This is a genomic window from Salidesulfovibrio onnuriiensis (assembly GCF_008001235.1).
Classification (GTDB): domain Bacteria; phylum Desulfobacterota; class Desulfovibrionia; order Desulfovibrionales; family Desulfovibrionaceae; genus Pseudodesulfovibrio; species Pseudodesulfovibrio onnuriiensis.
In genome coordinates this window covers 3,561,260-3,581,643 of the sequence record NZ_CP040751.1, presented here as the reverse complement: position 1 = coordinate 3,581,643, position 20,384 = coordinate 3,561,260, and the positions used below count along the sequence as shown (strand labels likewise).

25 protein-coding genes are annotated in these 20,384 nt (G+C 59.4%); 17 read left to right on the top strand and 8 right to left on the bottom strand.

Going from position 1 to position 20,384, the window contains the following annotated elements:
- Positions 1-309 precede the first annotated feature (309 nt).
- The gene (locus FGL65_RS16615; protein ID WP_147822369.1) at positions 310-600 is read left to right on the top strand and encodes a hypothetical protein; all 291 of its coding nucleotides are present in this window, start codon (positions 310-312) and stop codon (positions 598-600) included.
- Between the two features lie 46 nt (positions 601-646).
- Here the strand turns inward: FGL65_RS16615 and FGL65_RS16610 are convergent, their stop codons facing one another.
- The 4 genes from FGL65_RS16610 to FGL65_RS16595 all read right to left on the bottom strand — a co-directional run bounded on the left by FGL65_RS16610 (position 647) and on the right by FGL65_RS16595 (position 4,033).
- Positions 647-1,375, bottom strand: a complete 729-nt coding sequence (locus FGL65_RS16610) for a substrate-binding periplasmic protein (RefSeq protein WP_187170427.1) — start codon at positions 1,373-1,375, stop codon at positions 647-649.
- Between the two features lie 106 nt (positions 1,376-1,481).
- Complete coding sequence (msrB, locus tag FGL65_RS16605; protein ID WP_147822367.1) at positions 1,482-2,585, bottom strand: peptide-methionine (R)-S-oxide reductase MsrB; 1,104 nt, start codon at positions 2,583-2,585, stop codon at positions 1,482-1,484.
- A gap of 87 nt (positions 2,586-2,672) precedes the next feature.
- Positions 2,673-3,413, bottom strand: a complete 741-nt coding sequence (locus FGL65_RS16600; protein ID WP_147822366.1) for a substrate-binding periplasmic protein — start codon at positions 3,411-3,413, stop codon at positions 2,673-2,675.
- 122 nt (positions 3,414-3,535) lie between these two features.
- Entirely contained in the window at positions 3,536-4,033 is a 498-nt protein-coding gene (locus tag FGL65_RS16595; protein WP_147822365.1) for a hypothetical protein, read from the bottom strand.
- 369 nt (positions 4,034-4,402) lie between these two features.
- Between FGL65_RS16595 and FGL65_RS16590 the strand changes: the two genes are divergently transcribed.
- From FGL65_RS16590 to FGL65_RS16565, 6 genes are all read left to right on the top strand, one after another.
- Positions 4,403-4,735, top strand: coding sequence for an FmdB family zinc ribbon protein (locus FGL65_RS16590; RefSeq protein ID WP_147822364.1), 333 nt, complete (start codon positions 4,403-4,405; stop codon positions 4,733-4,735).
- Between the two features lie 109 nt (positions 4,736-4,844).
- Positions 4,845-6,146, top strand: a complete 1,302-nt coding sequence (gene purB / locus FGL65_RS16585; protein WP_147822363.1) for an adenylosuccinate lyase — start codon at positions 4,845-4,847, stop codon at positions 6,144-6,146.
- Complete coding sequence (gene pyrE / locus FGL65_RS16580) at positions 6,147-6,707, top strand: orotate phosphoribosyltransferase (RefSeq protein WP_147822362.1); 561 nt, start codon at positions 6,147-6,149, stop codon at positions 6,705-6,707.
- Between the two features lie 43 nt (positions 6,708-6,750).
- Positions 6,751-8,007 carry a L,D-transpeptidase family protein gene (locus FGL65_RS16575; RefSeq protein ID WP_147822361.1) on the top strand — a complete coding sequence of 419 codons (1,257 nt, stop codon included), beginning with the start codon at positions 6,751-6,753 and terminating at the stop codon, positions 8,005-8,007.
- Complete coding sequence (locus FGL65_RS16570; protein WP_147822360.1) at positions 8,007-8,714, top strand: hypothetical protein; 708 nt, start codon at positions 8,007-8,009, stop codon at positions 8,712-8,714. The genes FGL65_RS16575 and FGL65_RS16570 overlap by 1 nt, the downstream gene beginning before the upstream one ends.
- Positions 8,715-8,727: 13 nt before the next feature.
- On the top strand, positions 8,728-10,449 hold the full coding sequence (locus tag FGL65_RS16565) for a M14/M99 family metallopeptidase (RefSeq protein WP_250645522.1): 1,722 nt from the start codon (positions 8,728-8,730) through the stop codon (positions 10,447-10,449).
- On the opposite strand, the gene FGL65_RS16560 is transcribed toward FGL65_RS16565, so the two are convergent.
- Positions 10,446-10,910, bottom strand: a complete 465-nt coding sequence (locus FGL65_RS16560) for a hypothetical protein (RefSeq protein ID WP_147822358.1) — start codon at positions 10,908-10,910, stop codon at positions 10,446-10,448. The two genes, FGL65_RS16565 and FGL65_RS16560, sit on opposite strands and share 4 nt — an antisense overlap.
- A gap of 217 nt (positions 10,911-11,127) precedes the next feature.
- Between FGL65_RS16560 and FGL65_RS16555 the strand changes: the two genes are divergently transcribed.
- From FGL65_RS16555 to FGL65_RS16540, 4 genes are all read left to right on the top strand, one after another.
- Complete coding sequence (locus FGL65_RS16555) at positions 11,128-13,434, top strand: methyl-accepting chemotaxis protein (RefSeq protein ID WP_147822357.1); 2,307 nt, start codon at positions 11,128-11,130, stop codon at positions 13,432-13,434.
- Positions 13,435-13,578: 144 nt separating this feature from the next.
- Positions 13,579-14,028 (top strand): bacteriohemerythrin, encoded by a 450-nt coding sequence (locus FGL65_RS16550; RefSeq protein WP_147822356.1) that lies wholly within the window; start codon positions 13,579-13,581, stop codon positions 14,026-14,028.
- 61 nt (positions 14,029-14,089) lie between these two features.
- Positions 14,090-14,281, top strand: coding sequence for a YgaP family membrane protein (locus tag FGL65_RS16545; RefSeq protein WP_147822355.1), 192 nt, complete (start codon positions 14,090-14,092; stop codon positions 14,279-14,281).
- 9 nt (positions 14,282-14,290) lie between these two features.
- Positions 14,291-14,974 (top strand): class I SAM-dependent methyltransferase, encoded by a 684-nt coding sequence (locus FGL65_RS16540; protein ID WP_147822354.1) that lies wholly within the window; start codon positions 14,291-14,293, stop codon positions 14,972-14,974.
- Positions 14,975-15,023: 49 nt separating this feature from the next.
- Here FGL65_RS16540 and FGL65_RS16535 read toward each other — a convergent pair whose 3' ends face one another.
- On the bottom strand, positions 15,024-15,281 hold the full coding sequence (locus tag FGL65_RS16535) for a hypothetical protein (protein WP_147822353.1): 258 nt from the start codon (positions 15,279-15,281) through the stop codon (positions 15,024-15,026).
- A 176-nt stretch (positions 15,282-15,457) separates the two neighbouring features.
- Between FGL65_RS16535 and FGL65_RS16530 the strand changes: the two genes are divergently transcribed.
- Together FGL65_RS16530 and FGL65_RS16525 are read left to right on the top strand one after the other, a co-directional pair.
- Positions 15,458-15,907: a hypothetical protein gene (locus FGL65_RS16530; protein WP_147822352.1), complete on the top strand. Its 450-nt coding sequence runs from the start codon at positions 15,458-15,460 to the stop codon at positions 15,905-15,907.
- Complete coding sequence (locus FGL65_RS16525) at positions 15,876-16,400, top strand: hypothetical protein (protein WP_222705773.1); 525 nt, start codon at positions 15,876-15,878, stop codon at positions 16,398-16,400. The genes FGL65_RS16530 and FGL65_RS16525 overlap by 32 nt, the downstream gene beginning before the upstream one ends.
- Before the next feature lie 48 nt (positions 16,401-16,448).
- Here the strand turns inward: FGL65_RS16525 and pspF are convergent, their stop codons facing one another.
- Positions 16,449-17,468, bottom strand: coding sequence for a phage shock protein operon transcriptional activator (gene pspF / locus FGL65_RS16520; protein WP_147822350.1), 1,020 nt, complete (start codon positions 17,466-17,468; stop codon positions 16,449-16,451).
- 171 nt (positions 17,469-17,639) lie between these two features.
- Between pspF and pspA the strand changes: the two genes are divergently transcribed.
- From pspA to FGL65_RS16500, 4 genes are all read left to right on the top strand, one after another.
- Entirely contained in the window at positions 17,640-18,323 is a 684-nt protein-coding gene (gene pspA, locus FGL65_RS16515) for a phage shock protein PspA (RefSeq protein ID WP_147822349.1), read from the top strand.
- A 189-nt stretch (positions 18,324-18,512) separates the two neighbouring features.
- The gene (locus FGL65_RS16510; RefSeq protein WP_222705772.1) at positions 18,513-18,773 is read left to right on the top strand and encodes an envelope stress response membrane protein PspB; all 261 of its coding nucleotides are present in this window, start codon (positions 18,513-18,515) and stop codon (positions 18,771-18,773) included.
- The gene (gene pspC / locus FGL65_RS16505; protein WP_147822348.1) at positions 18,774-19,238 is read left to right on the top strand and encodes an envelope stress response membrane protein PspC; all 465 of its coding nucleotides are present in this window, start codon (positions 18,774-18,776) and stop codon (positions 19,236-19,238) included. It abuts the gene before it with no gap.
- Positions 19,239-19,421: 183 nt separating this feature from the next.
- On the top strand, positions 19,422-20,027 hold the full coding sequence (locus FGL65_RS16500) for a LysE family translocator (RefSeq protein ID WP_147822347.1): 606 nt from the start codon (positions 19,422-19,424) through the stop codon (positions 20,025-20,027).
- 46 nt (positions 20,028-20,073) lie between these two features.
- Here FGL65_RS16500 and FGL65_RS16495 read toward each other — a convergent pair whose 3' ends face one another.
- Positions 20,074-20,382: a DUF6506 family protein gene (locus tag FGL65_RS16495; protein ID WP_147822346.1), complete on the bottom strand. Its 309-nt coding sequence runs from the start codon at positions 20,380-20,382 to the stop codon at positions 20,074-20,076.
- Between the last annotated feature and the right edge of the window lie 2 nt (positions 20,383-20,384).

Below are 20,384 nucleotides of genomic sequence, written 5' to 3'. Positions count from 1 at the left end.
CAAGTGGATTTCCGCGCTGCCCGGGGCGGGCGCACACGGACCGGTGTTGCCGGAACGCGCGTAATATAGTTTTTTTTTCCGAATGGGAACAGTTTTTTGTTGTCCAATAATATTTCGTTCGTTGACAGCATCCCCAAAGCCTTGGCAAGGTTGCGCCGCCCGCCCAATCCTGCGCGCCTCGTGCGCAAATCCTGCTCTGGTTCATGCGGGAATACGTCGGCCATGTTCGGGGAATGCCGACGGTGCGGGGAGATTTTGTTTCGGCACGGGCATTGCTTGATGCCGGGGCACCGAGGGGATATACTGATTATGATGCGCACGTTGATAAAAGCTTTATTGCCCGCCTTTGCCGCCGTTCTGCTGGCTGCTTTCGGGGCCCTGGCCCTGGAGGGTCAGGGGCCGGGGCACAAGAAGGGGGACGGCCAGCCGCCTCGCAGCATGGATTTCGCTCCCGGGCAGGGCGAGGCCCGGCCCACGCTCATCATTCGCGGGAAGGGCGGCAAGATCACCGACGTGGAGCGTCAGGGCGTCCAGCCCCTGCGGCCCGGCGAACCCGATGCGGGAGCGGGCACAGCTCCCGGGCACGATTCCGAGGAATGATTTTGATAGAGGAAACGCAGGGCCGCTCCGGATGGGGCGGCCTTTTTCATGGCGTGTTCTTTTCCCTGTTGATCTCGTCCAGAGTCCGCTGGAAGGCGCGCACCAGTTCGTCATCGGCGTCCATGTGGAAACCGATGCATAGGTCCTGTTCTTCGAGGACATAGACCGTTTCGAACTGGTCCGGGTCCAGGCCGAGCCTGCGTAGGACGTCCCGGGCCACGTTGAGGTCGTAGGAGAAAAGGTCGATACGGCCGGTGAGCAGCTTGCGCATGTTCTGTTCCGAGGAATTGGCGATGTCCATGTCCCGGTCGGATATGATTTTGCGCATGAGCTGGTGGCCGATGTCCTCGCGCACCACGCCTATGCGGTATCTCCTCAGGTCCTCGGGGCAGCGGATGACGATGTGCTTTGCCTTGGGAGCGATAAGTCCGATCCTGACCCTGCCCACCGGGCAGGCCCATTTGAAGAGATCGGCCCGGTGCTCGGTGTGGGCCATGCTGTAGATGATGGCGTTCGTGTCGTACTGCACCGCCTCATAGGCCCGCGCCCAGGGCACGAGCTGGATGTTCTCCCGCTGGAGTTTGGAACCCAGCCGCTGGAGGATTTCCAGGACGATCTCCGTGGAGGTTCCGGCCACCTTCTTGTCTTCCCGATAATTGTACGGCGGGTATTCCTCGGTATAGATGCTCAGGTCGTTTATGTCGTAGGCATGCGTTGTTCCGGGGGGCAGAAACAGCGCCATGGCTGCCAGGAGAATGGGGAAGAGTGCTTTCATGGTTTCGCCTTGCTGGGATTTCCTTGGGGAAAGCATAGCGGCCCCGGCGGCGCGAAGATATTAGAAATAATGCCATCTCTTCGCTTCAGGCATGAATCCTCCCCGGCTATTGAAAGAGGCCCCGGTACCTGCCGTAACCCTCTGTCTCCAGTTCTTCCCTGGGGATGAAACGCAGGGCCGCGGAGTTGATGCAGTAGCGCAGCCCGGTGGGGGACGGGCCGTCGTCGAACACATGCCCCAGGTGCGAGTCTCCATGCCTGGAGCGCACCTCGGTACGGGACATGAACAGGCTCTTGTCCGTGTGTTCCACGATGTTGTCCGGTTCCAGGGGGCGGGTGAAGCTGGGCCAGCCCGTGCCCGAGTCGAATTTGTCGCCGGAGCTGAAGAGCGGCTCCCCGGAAACCACGTCCACGTAAATGCCCTGTTCGTGATTGTCCCAGTATGCGTTGTCAAAGGGCCGTTCGGTCCCTTCCTTCTGGGTTACGCGGTACTGCAGGTCCGTGAGCGTCTTTTTCAGGGTGACGTCATCGGGCCTGGAATATTCCGAGTTGCCGTCGCCCTTTTCCGTCCTTCCCGCATCCTCCTTGTCCCAGTGTTCGTCAATGAAGCGGTCCCGGCCGGAAAAGAACCTGTAGGTCTTGTAGCGCACGGGATTCTTTATGAAGTAGTCCTGGTGGTAGTCTTCCGCCTCATAAAAGGAGGTGAACGGAAGCACGGGCGTGACCACGGTTTTTTCGAAACGGCCGGATTCGTTCAGTGCGCGGATCGCGTCCTCGGCGATGCGTTTTTGCGCTTCGTCGTGGTAGAAGATGGCGGATGTGTACTGGAAGCCGCGATCACCGAAGGATCCTCCGGCATCCGTGGGATCGTACCCCATGAGAAAGTGTTCGATCACCTTTTTGTAGCTGGTCACGGTCGGGTCGAAATGGATTTGCACGGCCTCGCGGTGGCCGGTGTTCCCGCCGGAGACCATCTCGTAGGAAGGGTCTTTCTCGTTGCCGCCCGCGTAGCCGGAAACGGCCTTGAGCACGCCGGGCAGTTTTTCCATGTCCGATTCCACGCACCAGAAGCAGCCCCCGGCCACCGTGGCGATTTCCGTTTTTTGCGCATTCATGCTCGGCTCCTTGTTTGCGGTTTGGCCAGCCCCTGCGGTCAGGGCCGTCAGCAGGAGCAGGGCCGCGACATGGTATAGGATATGTTTCAGGGACATATGCGCCTCTCTTGTTAGGAATAACTATTCCTAACAATAAAGCGTGTGGCTGAACTGTCAATGGCCTGATTCCGAAGCCCGATGATTTTATTGGACGTTTTGGGCGTGGGACGTTTCCTCGTTCAGAGCGTCGAGTTCGCGCTGGAAGTCGTTTACCAGGGCGGGGTCGGCTTCCTTGTTGAAGCCGATGCACAGTTTCTGTTCGTCGAGGGTGAAGACCTCTTCGTATTCGGCGGGATCGATTTCCAGGGTGCGCATGACATGGGAAGCGACATTGTAGTCGAAGGCGAACAGGTCGAGGCGGCCTGCATGCAGCTTGCGGACATTCAGTTCCGGGGTGCTGGTGATGTCCAGGGGCAGGTCGGGGACAAGGGCGGACACGAGCTGGTGGCCGATCCCCTCCCGGACCACTCCGATGCGGTAGTGTTCCAGGTCCTCGATGCTTGTGATGGTGATCGCCCGTTTCTTGGCGGCGATGAGGCTGATGCGGCAGGTGCCCAGGGGGCAGGCCCACCGGAACAGGGGTGCGCGTTGCTCCGTGTAGACCATGCTGTAGATGACGGCGTTGCGGTCGGCCTGAACCGCCGCATAGGCGCGGGCCCAGGGGACCAGCTGGATGTTTTCCCGTTCGGGCGTTGCGCCGAGCCGTTTCAGTATCTTGCGGATCTTGGCCGTGGACTGCCCCTGTATTTTGCCGTGCACCTTGTAGTTGTAGGGCGGGTAGTCGTCCGTGTAGATGCGCAGCTTGTCCAGGTCATAGGCGTGCGCGGGCGCCGCAAGGAAATGGAACGCAAGCAGGAGTGTGACGGACAATCGAAGCATGGCCATTGTGTTCTCCGTGAAATGAGCCTTTATCGAATAGCACGTCGAAGAGGCGGCGGTGTATTAGAACATGTTAAAAAAGCCCCCTTCCGGCCGGAAGGGGCTTTCGAAAAACGTGACTGGACGGACTACTGAACCGTGTCGCAGGATGGGGATTGCGGGTCCTGGCCGCTCTGGACCAGCTTTTCTCGGTACTGCCTGACCTCGTCCAGCTTGTTCCATTCCTCCCACATCTCTTCCCAATCCGAGAAGAACAGGACTTCCTCGTCGAGGTAGGGCTCGTGCATCTTCATCCACATGTTGAAGACGTACATTTCGATCTTGAACTGGGGCGAGTCGAAGACCCTGGGCATGACCGAGGTGTCGTACTTGGCCCCGTCCAGGTGCGCGGCCACGTGGGCGCAGACGATATCATGCGATTTCTGGTAGTCGATGTCGCCGCACATGGTGTCGGCCAGCGTGTGCAGGGAGGGGTATTCCTTTTCGATCCGCTGCAGGACGTCCACGGGGATCTCCACGGTCATGGAGTCTCCGTCCGACTTGATGTAGTAGAAACGGATCCAGTTATCGAATTGGAAAATCTTTACGGCATCCCTGACTGCGGCTTTCAGGCTCATGCTTTTCATACGTGGCTCCTCGTTGAAAACTTTGAAGGGGGAATATGGTCATGAAACCCGGCTTCGTCAAGCCCCGGGAAATTGCGCGCGCGGGGCTGGACAAAGGGGGGCGCTCTGGGGTAAGGAAACCGGCTCGCAGATACTATTTGCCCGCAACGGGCATTAAAAAGGAGATATATCATGGCCCACAAGAAGCATGAACGTAAGAAGGAACTGGATCGTCGTCGTCAGCGCCGCGAAGAGCGCCTCAAGGCCCGCATCAAGGAAGCCAAGGCCGCCGCAGCCGCTGAAAAGTAGTTTGAAATCCGGATAGCTGTACTTCCCGGGAGCATCCTGCTTTCGGGCGGTCCGGTGCGTCCGTATTTCAGGAGACGAGCAATGCCCATCTACGAATACCAGTGTGAAAAGTGCGGAAATGTTTTTGAGGAATGGCAGTCCGGTTTCGAGGAACGCGAGCTGCCGTGCCCCCAGTGTCAAGGCAATTCCAAGAGAATGATTTCCAACACGTCTTTCGTGCTCAAGGGTTCCGGATGGTACGTGACCGATTACGCCGGCAAGAATCCGTCCAACGGCAACGGGGGCGGAAACGGCAATGGTTCGGAAACCCAGAGCGCGTCCGATGCCGGAGCATCCGAGTCCAAGGCGTCCGAGTCCAAGGCTTCGGAGAGCAAATCCGGCACGGAATCGGCTTCAACGGGCTCCGCGTCCTAAATTTTGAAGGGACGGAGACCCGGTGCAAATTGACTTTGCCGACTATATGGGGCAGCCAGAATAGGCTGCCTTTTTTTTGGCTGTAAAAGTAAACAACGGAGCAGGCGCAATGTTGGAGCGTTATTCAAGGCCGGAAATGGCCGCCCTGTGGACCCTGGAAAACAAGTTCCGTGTCTGGCTGGAAGTGGAACTGGCCGTATGCGAGGTGTGGAACGAGTTGGGGCGTATTTCCGATGACGCCCTGGCCGAGATCAAGGATAAGGCCGATTTCGATCTGGACCGGATCCTGGAGATCGAGCAAACCACCAAACACGATGTCATCGCCTTTCTCACCGCAGTGGAGGAAAAGGTCGGGCCCCGGTCCCGGTACATCCACCTCGGCTGCACCTCGTCCGATATCGTGGACACGGCCAACGGTGTGCTGCTGTCCCGTTCCGCAGCCATCATCGCCCAGGGCATCGACCGCCTTCTGGACGTGCTGGAAAAGCTGGCCTTCGAGCACAAGGGGCTCATCTGCATGGGCCGCACCCACGGCATCCATGCCGAACCCACCACCTACGGCCTGAAGTTCGCCGGGTTCCATGCCGAATTCCAGCGCCACCGCGAGCGTTTCGAGGCGGCCCGCAAGAGCATTTCCGTGGGCAAGCTTTCCGGCGCGGTGGGCACCTTCGCCCATCTGAGCCCCGAGCTGGAGGAAAAGACCTGCGCCAAGCTCGGCCTGGTCGCGGACCCGCATTCCACCCAGATCGTGCAGCGCGACCGCTACGCCCAGTTCTTCACCTCCCTGGCCATCATGGCCGGGGGCATCGAGCGCCTGGGAGTGGAGCTGCGCCACCTGCAGCGCACCGAAGTGCTTGAGGTGGAGGAAGGCTTCTCCAAGGGGCAGAAGGGCTCTTCGGCCATGCCGCACAAAAAGAATCCCATTTCCGCGGAAAATCTCTGCGGCCTGTCCCGGCTGATCCGGTCCAATTCCCTGGCCGCCATGGAAAATCAGGCCCTGTGGCACGAGCGGGATATCAGCCACTCCTCGGTGGAGCGCTGCATCATGCCCGACACCACCGCGCTCATCGACTACATGCTGCACCGCATGTGCGGCGTGCTGGAACGCCTGGTGGTCAAGAAGGATAATATCGAGCGCAACCTGTTTGGATCCTTCGGTCTTTTCTACTCCCAGCGGGTGCTGGGCAAGCTCATCGATTCCGGCCTGCGCCGCCAGACCGCCTATGAAATGGTCCAGAAAGTGGCCATGCAATGCTGGGAAAACAAGATCCAGTTCGAGACCCAGATTCGAAAGGATGCTGAAATCAATGAGCATCTGATGGCTAATGATCTTGACGAGGCCTTTGACCCCAATTATTACAAACGGTATGAAGATGCGATATTCGAACGCGTTTTCGGCAAGAGCAAGTAAATGAACGATTACAAGAAACGACTGGCCCAGATGTTGATGACCCTTTCCTATAGGGAAGGGGAGGTGACGCTGACCTCGGGCAAGAAGAGCGACTACTACTTCGACTGCAAGCAGACGGCCCTGCACCCCGAGGGGAGCTGGCTCATCGGCATGTGCTTCCTGGATCTGCTCAAGGGCTACAAGGAAGTGAAGGGCGTGGGCGGCATGACCCTGGGCGCGGACCCGCTGGTGTCTTCCGTGACCGTGCTTTCCCATGTGGAGGGTCGGTCCCTGCCCGGTTTCATCATCCGCAAGAAACCCAAGGGGCACGGCACCAACCAGTACCTGGAAGGCTTGCAGAACTTCGAGCCGGGCGCCAAGGTGGCCCTGCTGGAAGACGTGGTCACCACCGGTGGGACGCTGGTGACCGCCGCCGAACGTGTCCGCGACGCGGGTCTGGAGATTTCCGCCGTGCTGACCGTTCTGGACCGCGAGGAAGGCGGACGCGAGAACCTGGCCAAGGCCGGGCTCAAGCTGGACGCGATCTTCACGCGCGGCGAATTGCTTGAAGCAGCAAAATAACGACCTTCCGGGCCTTGCCCGGAAGGCTGACGCAAAGTGGTATATGAGGGCACTACTCGCGATACTATTCCTGGTTGTCATGACCGGGGCGGCCGCGGCCGAAGGGTGGAAACCGACGCTCAGCTCCCATGAGTGGGCGCCGCAGCGCATTCTTGCCATCGACAAGGATGCGCAGACCCTGTTCCTGCTGGAGCACAAGAGCCCGTTCCGGGCCGTGCGCGAGCTGCCCTGCACCACGGGGCAGGCCGAGGGCGACAAGATGGTGCGCGGCGACCTGCGCACCCCCGAGGGCGTCTATTTCCTGGGAGCCAAAATTCGCCGCCCCCTGGGGTGGGAGCTTTACGGCAACCTAGCCTATTCCCTCAACTACCCGAACCCGGTAGACCGCATCAAGGGCAAGACCGGTTCCGGCATCTGGCTGCATGGCCGGGGCAAGGAGCTTGCCCCGCGCGACACCCGCGGCTGTATCGCCCTCAAGGTGCCCGACCTCCAGTCCCTGGGGAGCGGGCTTGTCAAAGGCACCCCCGTGGTGGTGGCCAAGGACGTGAACTGGATCCCCGATCCCGGCAGCGACGCGGACACCGCCTCCCTGCTGGCGGACAAGGTCCGTGCCTGGGCCTCGGACTGGCAGGCCCGCAATGACGCCTTTTTCGATTATTTCGATCCCGTGTCCTTCACCCTGTCCGGCAGCGGCGACTTTGCCCACTTCCGGAACAGCAAGGAGCGCATCTTCAGCCGGACCCCCTGGATCCAGGTCATGGTGGCCAACGTACACGCCATTCAGGGGCCGGACTACTGGGTGACCTGGTTCGACCAGTACTATCGCGCCCCGAACATGTCCCAGACCGTGGGCAAGCGCCTGTACTGGCAGCAGGACTCGAAAGGCCGGTGGCGGGTGGTGGCCCGCGAATATTCCCGCGCCTCCGAGGATCTGGCCCCGGCCTATCTTGCCGCAGCCACCCAAAGGGTGACCGCCATGCTGGCGGATTGGGGCAGGGCCTGGGAGGAGGGAGCGCTTGAATCCTACATGAAGTATTATGCTTCCGATGCCTCGCAGGGCGGCCGGAAAGGCCATTCGGACATCATGGGATACAAAAAAACATTGTGGGAGGAAAAGCCTCCTGCTAGAGTAAGCATTAGCGATCTGAAGGTTTTTCCCGATCCGAGAGGAATACGTGTTGCCTTTGTGCAGGAGTATGAAGACAAGACCGGGTATTCCGACCGGGGCATGAAGACCCTGGTTCTGGCGCCTGCCGGTGACGATTGGAAGATACAGAGCGAGGAGTGGAGAAGGCTTTAATGAGCAACTCGAAATATAGTGTCCTCTTCATGCGCGACGACACGGACGTCAGGCGTTTCCGCCTGAGCCCGTTCTGGATGCGCCTGTTCTTTTTCTCCCAGATTTTCCTTTTGCTCTGCGCCGGCGGCGGTATGTACATGGGCATGCGCGGATGGTGGCAGAACGCTGAACTTCTGGCCCAGAAGAAACGCCTGGAGCAGCGCCTTGTGGACGCGGAAGTGCGCCTGGAACGGCTGGGCAACATGGAGAAGATTCTCCAGTCCTACGACCCCAAGGAATTGCAGGCCCTCCTGACCACGGCCACCAGCCCGTCCACCACCGAAGAGGTGCAACAGCCCGAGGTGAACCTGAAGACGGTCTTTACCCGTGTGGACACGCGGCAGGTGGGAGTGGAAAATCTCCAGGCCCGTATTGCCGGTTCCAAGGTTTCGCTCAGTTTTGAGCTGAACAACATGCAGACCACCAAGTCCATGGCCGGTGTCGTGGACCTTTCCCTGGTGAGCAAGGATGGGACCGTAAGGCAGCTCGAAACCAACAAGAACGACCTGACCTTCCAGATTCAGCGCTTCAAGCGCATCCGGACTTCCTTTTCCCTGCCCGACGGCATGAAGAAGGAAGATATCTTCGGGCTCAGGTTGGGGATCAGGGACAACGATGGACAAGTCATCTTCCAGGAGACATATCCCCTGTACAATATCATGGCTTAGCCTGCTGTTGATATTGTTCCTGGCTGTCCCGGCCTCCGCCGGGTCCTGGGAATATGTCTTTTTCAAGGGAACCCAGTATCCCCTCAAGGTGGTCTCCATTACCGGCGACCTGCCTGGCCCTACCGTCATGGTCCAGGGGGGCATCCAGGGCGACGAAACCTCGGGTTTCGTGACCGCCCAACTTCTTTCCCGCTCCCGGGTCCTTCGCGGCAACCTCATCGTGCTTCCCCGCGCCAATGTTCCCTCCATCAATCTGCGCAAGCGGCAGATCAATGTGGACATGAACAGGCGTTTTGACAGGGACTACAACAGATTCTACGAAGATCGCGTGGCCCGGGTCATCCGCTTCCTGCTGGCCAAGAGCGATGCCTTCATCCATCTGCACGAAGGCAGCGGGTTCTATAACCCCACCTACATCGACAACCTGCGCAATCCCAAGCGCTACGGTCAGTCCATCATTGTGGACACCCTGGTTTGGAAGGGCAGCAAGCGCATTGAACTGGGCCGCACCGCAAGCGAGGTCCTGGAGCGCATCAACACGGATATCCCGTCCAGCGACTACAAGTTCAAGCTGTTCAACACCAAGACGTTCGACACGGCCACCAGCTACCCGGAAATGCGCAAGTCCCTGACCTGCTACGCCCTTGCCGAGCACAATATCCCGGCCATGGCCGTGGAGGTCAGCAAGGACATCATCCAGCTGGATTGGAAGGTGCGCCATCAACTGCTGGCCACGACCATGCTTCTGTCCCACTTTGGCGTGGACGTCGTCCTTCCCGAATTCTCCTCCAAGGATGTGCTGGCCTACGCGCGAAAGAGCGTGGGCGTGAAGGTCAACGGGCGCTCCATAAACAACGGGTCCACCATCCGCCTGGCCCCGGGCGCGACCCTGGCGGTGGAACCCATGCAAAGGGGTCTGGACGAATTCGAGCCCGCCGTGGCCCTGTTCGCCTCGGACCGCCCCGGCGTGAATCTTCTTGATGCCCAGCGCATGGTGCTTGAGCCCTTTTCGCAGCTGGAACTGCGCGTGGACGGCAGCCGCGTGGCCCGGGCCAACGTGAAATGGACCGGCCCCATGCCTTCGAGTCCGGGCGAGGACGCGCCCACCTTTGTCTGCTGGCTCAACGGCACTCCCACCTTCGTGCGTCATGGCGAGGTGCTCCGTTCCGTGCTGGGCGACCAGCTCATCCTGGAGGGCATCTGGGGCAGCCGAAAGCGGGAGATCGTCAACCTGAAAGGGTTTGTGGCCATTCCCTGGGACAACAACGGCCAGGATCTGGGGTGGGAGATCATCTTGGATCCGGGTAACTTTCTGCGTCGCTATGCCCTGGATTCCGACCGCGAGGGTGCCGTGCGCTTCAAGGTGGTGCGAGAAACCCCCGGGGAAAAAGAAGCGTATTTCTATGTGGATATCGCGCCGCGCCGGGTGCATGCCCTGCGGCTGGCGGATTCCAAGGGCAATCCCCTGCTCATTCCCTGGACCCGCAACGGCCTGTACCGGCTGCCCGAGGGCGAATACCTGCTGGAGGAGGCCTGGAGCAACGGTCCCAACAACAAGCTGATCACCGAAGCCGACGGCGTGCCGCTCCATCCGGGCGACCACTTCATGGTGACGGGGGAAAAAGGCACCCAGCTCATGGTGCGTCAGGCGACCACGTTCGGCGAACTGGGCAGCATGACCTTTTCCTCGCCGCGCATGGCCCAGCAGGACACCGGCCGGTCCCTGACCTACTAGCCTTCGTTCTTGTTCCAGAGCTCTTCGTACAGGACGAGGGTTTCCTCTATCTCGCGAAAGACCTGTTCCGCCTGGCGGCGCACCACGTCCGGGTGTTTGCGCAGGTTGATGAGCCGGTCCAGTTCCACCAGCTCCGGAAAGTCGTCCAGACATTCCTCTTCTATGGTTGCCTTGTCCGGGACGGCTTGGGCTTTTTCCCGCAGCCTGCATCCGTGGGGTGCGGCCAGATGGTTGAGGGCCGTGCGCACCAGCTCGTTCTCGCCCTTGTCGGCCATGAGTCCCAGCATCTCCCGCAGACGGTCCAGGGGATTGCGCTGCGAGTCCTCGAATTTCGGGTTCATGCAGTAGCGGTTGATCTGGGTGTGTCCCCTGGAAAAAATCTTCTGCAACTGCGTGGCCCCGAGGACCTCCTTGCAGTAAAGCATCATCTCCCAGCTTTCGGACAGGTGTTCCGGCTTCATGGTCTTCCCTTGTGGTTTGAAAAAGTGTTTTGCAAGCACTTGCTAGCCGATTTTTGCATGTCTTTTTTCCGACGAAAAGCGCTTTCAGAGCCAACCAATCATAATACCTTTGATTATTTTATTTCAATGCCGTAGTTTTTCAGCGGAATCGAGTGAGGGTAATGTAAGGGCTTCGGCCGGGGAGGCCAGGCCTGAAACACTGGAGAGGGCTGTCTGAATGAATCGCTTTTTGAAATTGCGGAGCATCGCCACGGAATTCTGTGCAACGATCTCCCTGTTGCTCGTCGCTCTTGTAGCTGCATTGGTTTTGTATATCAACTCCACCAGCTACAAGATGGTCATGGAAACCCAGCTCAAGGATATGCGCCAGCTCAACCAGAGCGCGCTCTTTGCCCTTGAGGAATATCTTTCCCGTTACGAGATCCTGGCCGAAACCCTGGCCGCCAACCCGTCCGTTGTCACCGCGCTTTCCTACGGCAATGCGGGACGGGCCAAGGGCTTTGTCCAGAAGGTGGTGGAGGCCGACAAGGGCATTGTCAGCGCCATGGCCTTCCGGAGCAACGGCAAGGTGCTCACGGGCTGGGCCAATGGAGACAAGGACCTGACCGGTTCGGATGTTTCCGGCCAGCCCTTTTTCAAGGCCGTCATGGAGGAGAAGCGGAAGTCCTTCATTTCGGCGCAGCCGACCATGGGCGAGCACGGCAACGTCTTTTACCTGGCCTGCAAGATTCATGATGCGGGCGGTATCGTCATCGGTATCGATTTCAATACGTTCACGGACCGGTTCATCAAGACCTTGAGCATCGGCACGGACGGATACGCCTACATGATGACCGGCGACGGGACGATCATCCAGCATCCCACCGCAAAGAATATCGGCAACCGTTCCAGCGTCATCGATCAGCTGCTTCCCGTGCAGAAGGAAGGCAAGCTCGATTACCTGTTCTACAACTACAAGGGGCGCGACAAGGTCCAGACCTTCCGGGCCGAACCCCAGACCGGGTGGCTCATCAGCATCACCGTGTATGTGGACGACCTGACCGCGGTGGCCAATACGCAGCGCCTGGTCATCATCGGGGCGGGCGCGGTCGGATTGGGCTTGATCATCGTGCTTCTCGTCTGGGGCTTCCGCCGCAGCGTGGGCAGGCCCGTGCGCCGCATCATCGAATACGCCAACCACATTGCCAGCGGCAATTTTCACGCCGAGCTCGAGGGCAATTTCAAGTACGAACTGGCCGAGCTGGCCTCCCATCTGGACAAGATGAGCGCCGAACTCAAGGAAAAGTTCGGGTTCGTGCAGGGCGTGCTGGACGGCATCATCCTGCCCTGCGTTGTCATGGATACCAAAGGGTGCATGACCTACCTGAATCAGGATTTCCTGGATCTCCTGGGCAAGCCCGGCACCCCGGAGGATTACATGGGGGCCTGCCAGGACACCACAATGTACGGCGAGTCCGGCCAGCATGCCCTGGCACAACGGGCTTTGGAGGAAGAGCAACTGTTGCGGGAGGAGCGAACCGTGACCATGGAGGACGGCCGGGAGGTCATCCTCGATATCAGCGCCACGCCTATCTACAACCTGGACGGCAAGCTCATCGGCGTGTTCTCCATTTTCTATGACATGACCTCTGTCCGCGCCGCCGAGGAAAGCATCCGCAGGCACAACGAGCGCATTGCCGCCGCTGCGGAACGGGCCACGGAGATCTCCCAGCGCCTCAATGCCTCGGCCAATTCCCTTGCCGAACAGCTTGAGGATTCCCGGCGAGGCGCACAGGTCCAGAAGGAACGCACCGGCGAGAACGCCACGGCCATGGAAGAGATGAACGCCACGGTCCTGGAGGTGGCCCGCAACGCGGGCACCGCGGCCGAAAACGCCAACTTGGCCAGCGACAAGGCCCGGACCGGCGCGCAGGTAGTGGAGCAGGCCGTAGAGGCCATCAACCGGGTCAAGGGCCAGTCCGAAAGCCTGAGTTCGGTCATGCGCGAGCTGGGGCAACAGGCCGGGGAGATCGGCCAGGTGCTTCAGGTCATCAACGACATTGCGGACCAGACCAACCTGCTGGCGCTCAACGCCGCCATCGAGGCCGCACGCGCGGGCGACGCCGGACGCGGCTTTGCCGTGGTGGCCGACGAGGTGCGCAAGCTTGCGGAAAAGACCGTCAACGCCACCAAGGAGGTGGGGGACGTGATCAGCCGCATCCAGGAAGGCACGGCCGCAGCGGTTCGCGATACCGAGACCGCCACCAAGGCGGTGGGCGAGAGCACGGACCTGACCTGGCAGTCCGGCGAGGTGCTCAAGGAAATCCTGGAGGTGGTGGAAAGCACTTCCTCGGAAGTTTCCGCCATTGCCACTGCCGCGGAGCAGCAGTCCGCCGCTTCCGAGGAGATCAGCCGGGGGACGGCCGAGATCGACGACATCTCGAGCCAAACCATGGAGGCCATGGTGGTTTCCAGCCGCGCGGTTAAGGAGCTCGAGGAGCAGGCCCAGGAACTGCGCGACCTGATTCTGTCCATGCAGGACTGATTTGAGACGTAATATCCACGACAAGGGAGCCCGAGGTTTCGGGCTCCCTTTTTTTATCATTTCTGGGCGGGGGGAGTCCGGCTAATTTATTCCGGAGCCGGGACGTGTTCGTGGGCCCGGGCCGGGAGCGTCAAAGGAGGGAACATGCCCAGACTTGAGTGGAACGACTCGTTGAGCATTGGGATATACCGCGTCGACAGCCAGCACATGCGGCTGATCGAGGTGGCCAACGATTTTCTCAGGACCGCCGGGGAGGGGCGTGACGGGGAGGCCATCCAGACGACACTGACGCGTTTGCGGGAATATACCGTGAATCATTTTCGTGACGAAGAGGCCTACATGCGGGAAATCCATTATCCGCGTCTCGCCAGGCACCAGGAAGAGCACCGGAATCTGGTGCAGCGGGTCAAGCAGTTCCAGCGCGACCTTTACGAGCAGCGGGATATCACCGTCGAGGTTATGCGGGATTTCCTCAGGGAGTGGCTGGTGGGCCATATCATCAATTCCGATCTCAAGATCGCCGAATGGCTTCGCGCCGAAGAGGAGAGCCGGGCCAGGCAGGAGCAGGAAACGAAATCCGGGGGCGCGGAATGATGTTTCGAACCTTCGACACGCGATATCGGTTTTATGGTATAGTGTCTCCAGGAGGTAAATGATGACCGTGGAAAGAATTTTGCGGGGCGTGGCCGGGTTCGTGATCCTTGCGAGCTTGACCCTGGCCATGACCCATCATAAGAATTGGCTGTTGCTCACGTTGTTCGTGGGGCTCAATCTCTTGCAATCCGCCTTTACCAACTGGTGTCCGCTTATGTCCATCCTGCGGTATTTCGGCGTGAAACAGGGCTAGGATATTCGTATGACTCGAAGTGAAGAACTGCGGCAATTGGTAGAGGCCATCGGCGTCGAGAACATCTGGCGTCCCATCTGCGACGACGAGGGCAACATGCTTGTGTCCGGTGCCGGGCACGAAGACGAGAGCCTGCCCGAGGCCCCTCCCTCCCATATTGATTTTCAGGGCAAGACCGTGGTGGACCTGGGCTGCAATGTGGGCACCTTCGTGTGCCGGGCCGCCCGCCTCGGAGCGCGCCGCGCCTCGGGCGTGGATATCGACTCCAACCTGGTGCGTTGCGCCGAGATCCTGGCCGACCAGGAGGGTGTGGACAATGTGGACTTTATGGTTTGCGACTTCAATTCCCCGCCCGAGGAAAAATACGATGTGGCCATGATGTTTGACATCATCGGCAACACCACCATCGGCAACGGGCACATGCACCGGTTCATGGAGATCATGGAAAAGTGGGCAGGCAGGGAGCTGATCATTTCCCTCAAGCCGGTGTGCCGGTCGAACAAGCACTTCGGGAAGAGCCCGGAGGAGTTCTGCGAGCTGTTTCCCACCTGCAACATGGAGGGGGAACGCTTTTATCCGGTGCGCGAGGCAGTTGATTTTCTGGGAGCCCGAGGCTGGGAACTTCGGACGGAACTGCCCGAAGACTACGAGCGCTGCGGCATGAAGATGCTGCTGCATTTCGTGCGCAACTGATACGATCAGTGATTTGAGGAATAACCGGGAAGGGGTTGGCCGAATTTGGTCAGCCCCTCATTTTTTTGCCCAGGAAGAGGAGCGCGGCGCCGACGCCCAGCGGCAGCATGGAAAAATATTCGGCGTCGCTGATGAGCAGGATGAAGCCGATGAAGAGCATCAGCAGCCCCACGGCCATGCACAGCTTCGGGTTCATGGTCATCTGGTCCGTCTTCTTGGCCGCGTTGCCCCTGGGGAGGAGCTGGCCGCAATGCGGGCACTGCAGGGTCTGCTTCTTGATGGGCTTTGAACACTTGGGACATCTCATAACTGTAAAATAACATACGCATCTAAAGAAGTATACTGATCGGATATTGTTCTCGGTTGCTGTCGCTCCGCCTCATTTGAATTGGAATGGTTGGGTGTATAATTATTTTTCTTGTTTTTTTCTTACGTGTTATTTAACTAAATTTGTTATTCGATATAAATTCAGGAGGAAAAGGTATGAGGGTTTTGCTGGCAATTTTGGCGCTCCTGTTCATGCTGACGGGGTGCCAGTCCGTTCATAGTCACCGAGAAGCCGTGCGGGACGACACCGGGGATAGGATGACAGTGGGGGTCGTGCAGAAGGAGATCCGGAAAGGGATGTCCCAGGCGGACGTCGCCACGGCGTTGGGGTCGCCCAATATCGTCACGCGCGATTCCACGGGCAAGGAAGCCTGGATTTACGACAAGATCAGCACAGAGGTCGCCTATTCCAAAAGTTCCGGCGGGGTGGATGCCATGATTATTGGTGGCGGTATTGTCGGAAACGGCATCATCGGCGGCGGTGGCGGCGCCGGATATTCCAGCAGCACGGGGGCATCTTCCACCTCGCAACGCACACTGACGGTTGTTATCAAATTCGCTGAAGGAGTTGTTGATGAGTATTCGTATCATTCCAGCCGTTTCTAGTCTTCTTGTTGCGGCTTTCTTGCTGGGTGGGTGCATCAAGGCCAACACGCCGCCGCCTCTGCCGGAGATGACGCAGCTTCAGGTGCGGCAGATGCAGACCCGGGAATACCAGAGCGGCAGCGAGAAAGAGGTTATGAAAGCCCTGGTCGCCGCATTGCTGGATGAAGGGTATATCGTCAGCTCCGCCGACATGGACCTCGGGCTGATCTCCGCAGCCAAGGAGAGCTATGAACTTGATGAGGACACCAAGAATTTTATGGAGTTCAACTACGGAGTGGGTAAGGGCACCTATCAGACCACCAAGCGGCTGGAGGCTTCCACCACGGTGCGGCAGCACAACGATGTGATCCGCGTTCGGGTCAATATCATAGCCAAGGCGCTCAACAACAATGGCGGCATCATCTGGTCCCAGCCCGTGTATGACCTCGAAACGTACCAACGGCTTTTTTCCAAGGTGGACAAGGCCGTCTTCCTGGAAAGGGAAAAGATCTAGCGTCGCGCCGACAGGAAAACAGAGGCCCGCTGCCATTGGCTGTGGGCCTTATTTTGTATCCGTTGCCGAATGCTTGCGGTAAAGCCCCCGGAATTGGTGGTAGGTCATGCCCAGCAGGTCCGCGGCCCGGCGCTGGTTGTGTTTCGTCTTGGCCAGGGCCTGGTCGAGATAGGCTTTTTCCAGCGCGCACAACGCTTCCCTGAGCGGGGTGCCCAGGTCTGCCCCTGTTCGGGCCGGTTCCCGCGGCGCGGGTTTGTCCTGCGGCGCTTTCGGTGATGCCGGGCGGAAGGGGGATTCGAACGGGTCGAGCACGATGTCGTCCACCAGGTCGCCATCGCTTCGGTACACGGCCCGCTCCACCACGTTCTTGAGCTCGCGCACGTTGCCCGGCCAGGAGTGGCTGAGCAGGCTGTTTATGGCCTGTTCGGAAAAGTCCGGCACCCCGGAGAAGCCCATCTCCACGGCCATGCGTCCGGCAAAGTGATAGGCCAGCAGTTCGATGTCGCCTTCGCGTTCCCGGAGCGGCGGCAGGGTCAGCACCTCGAAGCTGATCCGGTCCAGCAAGTCCCTCTTGAATTTCCCGTCCCCTGCCAGCGAGGGCAGATCCTCGTTGGTGGCTCCCACCACCCGCACGTTCACGCTGACGGGCGCAACGCCGCCCACCCGTTCGAACACGCCGTATTCCACGGCCCGCAGGATTTTTTCCTGGGCCTCCTTGGAGAGGTTGGCGATTTCATCCAGAAACAGGGTCCCATTGTCTGCGGCCTCGAACCTGCCCTTGCGCCGGGCGGCGGCGCCCGTGAACGCCCCGGCCTCATGCCCGAAGAGTTCGGAGTCCAGGAGCGGTTGCGCCAGGGCAGCGCAGTTGAGCGGGATGAACGGTCCGTCCCAGCGGCGGGACAGATAGTGGAGTTTCGCGGCGGCAAGTTCCTTGCCCGTGCCGCGTTCGCCGATGATGAGGACGGAACGATCCGCGCGGGCAGCCAGAGACAATTGTTCCTGGAATTTCAGGAAAGACTCTGACTGCCCCACGGCTTCGCTAGGAGGAGAGTGGGTGATGTGGTTCATTTTACCAAATAAAGGTTTAACTAACCAAACTTTAGTAAATTATGCCATATTGCCAAAATGAGGTCAAGCGCAAAAGCGCTTTTAATTCGTGTGGTTGCGAATTTTTATTGCGCTGGCACGGCCTGTGCTTAAAGGGAGGCAACTATCGCCAATATCGCCAAGGAGGCATTCATGGGTATTTTCACTCGTTTCAAGGATATCGTCAGTTCCAATCTCAACTCCATGCTGGACCGCGCCGAGGACCCGGAAAAGATGATCCGGCTCATGATCCAGGAGATGGAGGAGACCATGGTGGAGCTCAAGGCCGGATGCGCCGGGCTCATGGCCGACCGCAAGCGCATTGGCCGCGAGCATGACGAGGTGCTTTCGCGCATGCAGGTGTGGGAAGACCGCGCCCGGCTGGCCGTGGAAAAGGGGCGCGAGGATCTGGCCCGCGAAGCCCTGATGGAGAAGCATCGCCTGGGTGATGTTCTCGAAGGTCTGGAAAACGAGCAGAACCGCTTCGACGCCCTTGTCGAGCAGTCCCGCGAAGATCTGGCTCAGCTTGAAGAAAAGCTGGAGAGCGCCCGCGAACGCCAGCGCAGCCTGGTCAAGCGCCATATCCGCGCCGGGGAGCGCGTGCGCGCACGTAATGACATCAGCCGTTCCCAGTCCAACGACGTCATGATGCGTTTTGATCGTTTCGAGGCCCGTGTGGAACGCATGGAAGCCGAAGCCGAGCTGGCCGGTCCCAGCCGGAACCGCAGCCTCGAGGACGAGTTTTCCCTGCTGGAGGGCAGCGACCAGATCGAAGCCGAGCTGGAAGCGCTCAGGCAGGCCCGGGGCGGCGAAGCAAAGGCCGAGCCCAAGAAGTAGGAATATGAGAAAAGCTCGAAACGGTTTGTCCGGACGCGCCCGGTGCGCTATGGTCGGGCCGTTGGCGGCGCACGAGGATGAATCACATGGATCCCGTCAATGCCATTATGCTGTTCGTTTTGGGGGCGGCCGTAGCAGTGGTCGCAGTGTTGTTCTGGTTGATGTTTCTCCCTCCCCGGGAGCTGCGAAGTGATCGACCTCATATTCGTTGACCAAGGAGTAATGGGCATGGGCCATGTTTTCGGCGTGATATTCATGTTCGTCCTGGCGGGGATCGCCCTGGTGGGGGCGGTGTTCGTCGGCCTGATCAAAATGTTCAAGAGTGCGGGCAAGGGCGGTGAAGCCGATGAGGAGGCGCGCATGATTCAGGAAATATACAACTCCATGAGCCGTATGGAAGAGCGTGTGGAATCCCTGGAAACCATTCTGCTGGAAAAGGAGAGAAAATAAATGAGGTCATCCCGCAGGAATAACGGAAGAGGCGGATGGCGCGGATACCGCCGGGATTGCGGCGGCAGCTTCCAGCACGGAGCCGATGGGGCATCGCGCGGTCGCGGCCTGTACCGCTCACGCGACGGCCGAGTTCTCGGCGTTTGCAAGGGGCTGGCCGAATATTTTGACGTCAGGGTTTCCGTGGTGCGCGCCGCCGTCATAGTCGCCTTTATCTTCACCGGCTTCTGGCCCGTGGTCGGGCTCTACCTCCTGGCGGCTTTCTTCATGAAGCCCGAGCCGGTCATGCCCTTTGCCCGCGAAGAGGATCGCGAGTTCTACGATTCCTATACCGACTCCCGCGCCGGAGCGCTCACCCGCATCAAACGCAAGTTCGAAAGCCTGGACCGCCGCATCCGCCGCATGGAGGACGTGGTCACCAGCAAGGATTTCGAGTGGGAGCAGCGCATGAACGGCAGCAGGTAAATTCCTTCCTTCGACGATATGGATGGGAAAAGCCCGGTGCTTATGGTGTGCCGGGCTTTTCTCTAAGGGAACATTGCCTGCGGTTGAATGGGCCTCCAGGGATGGTGCCCCCGGCTCCATTGTACAGAGCGTTTCCAAGTCATTGTTATGGACGCATCTAGATCCTCATGCTCGGAGGTTTTGATGGCTCTTGAGATTCTCCCGGTTCTATCCTTTGCCCTGGTGACTTCGTTGACGCCCGGACCGAACAATGTTTCCAGCGCATCCATGGGCATTTTGTACGGCTATGGCAGGACGTTGCCTTACCTTGCTGGTATTGCCTTCGGCTTTCTGCTTGTTCAAGTTTTGTGCATTCTCATGTCCAGTCTGCTGCTTGAAACTCTGCCCGTTCTGGAACCGGTGCTGCGCCTGGTGGGGGCGCTGTATGTTCTCTGGTTGGCGTATGGCACCATCCGGACGAGCTATGCCTTTGATCCCGAAGACCATCCGCCGCTCGGTTTCAGGCACGGGGCCGCACTGCAGTTGGTCAACCCAAAGGGGCTGGTCTATGGCATGGCCCTGTATTCCACTTTCCTTGCCGCCCTGGCCGGGCAATACATGTCTTTGCTGCCCTTTGCCTTTCTCTTCAGCTGCCTGGGGTTCTGCACCGTGTCCGTCTGGGCGCTGGGCGGGGCTGCCATCCGGGCGCACCTGCATCATCGCAAGGTCCGAAACGCGGTGAATCTTTGCCTTTCCCTGTTGCTGGTCTATACGGCTGTGGAATTGTCGGGACTGCTCTCGTTTTTTTAAGGGAGCATGGCCCCCCTCGTGGATTATTCCGTGGAAGCGTGACTTGTCAGCTGTTGAGGAATCGCTTCATTTTTTCCGCTTCTTCATTCCGCGTGAACACGACGCGTCCCACGGGCACATCGCAGTCGATGTGCCTGATGACGGCCTCTTCGTCCACGGCTTCGAATCCGCCGCAGAGCTCGATGAGTTCGATTCCCTGATTCACCAAGTCCTGCGCCGCAGTACAGGCCTCGTTTATGTCCGAGACCCCGACGACGGTGGTGGTGAACTGTTCGGACGGCAGGTGGGCAGTGCTCTGTTGCGGGGTGTGGCCGGGAGCCATGAAGATGAATCCGTAACGGGTGAGTCTGGGCATGG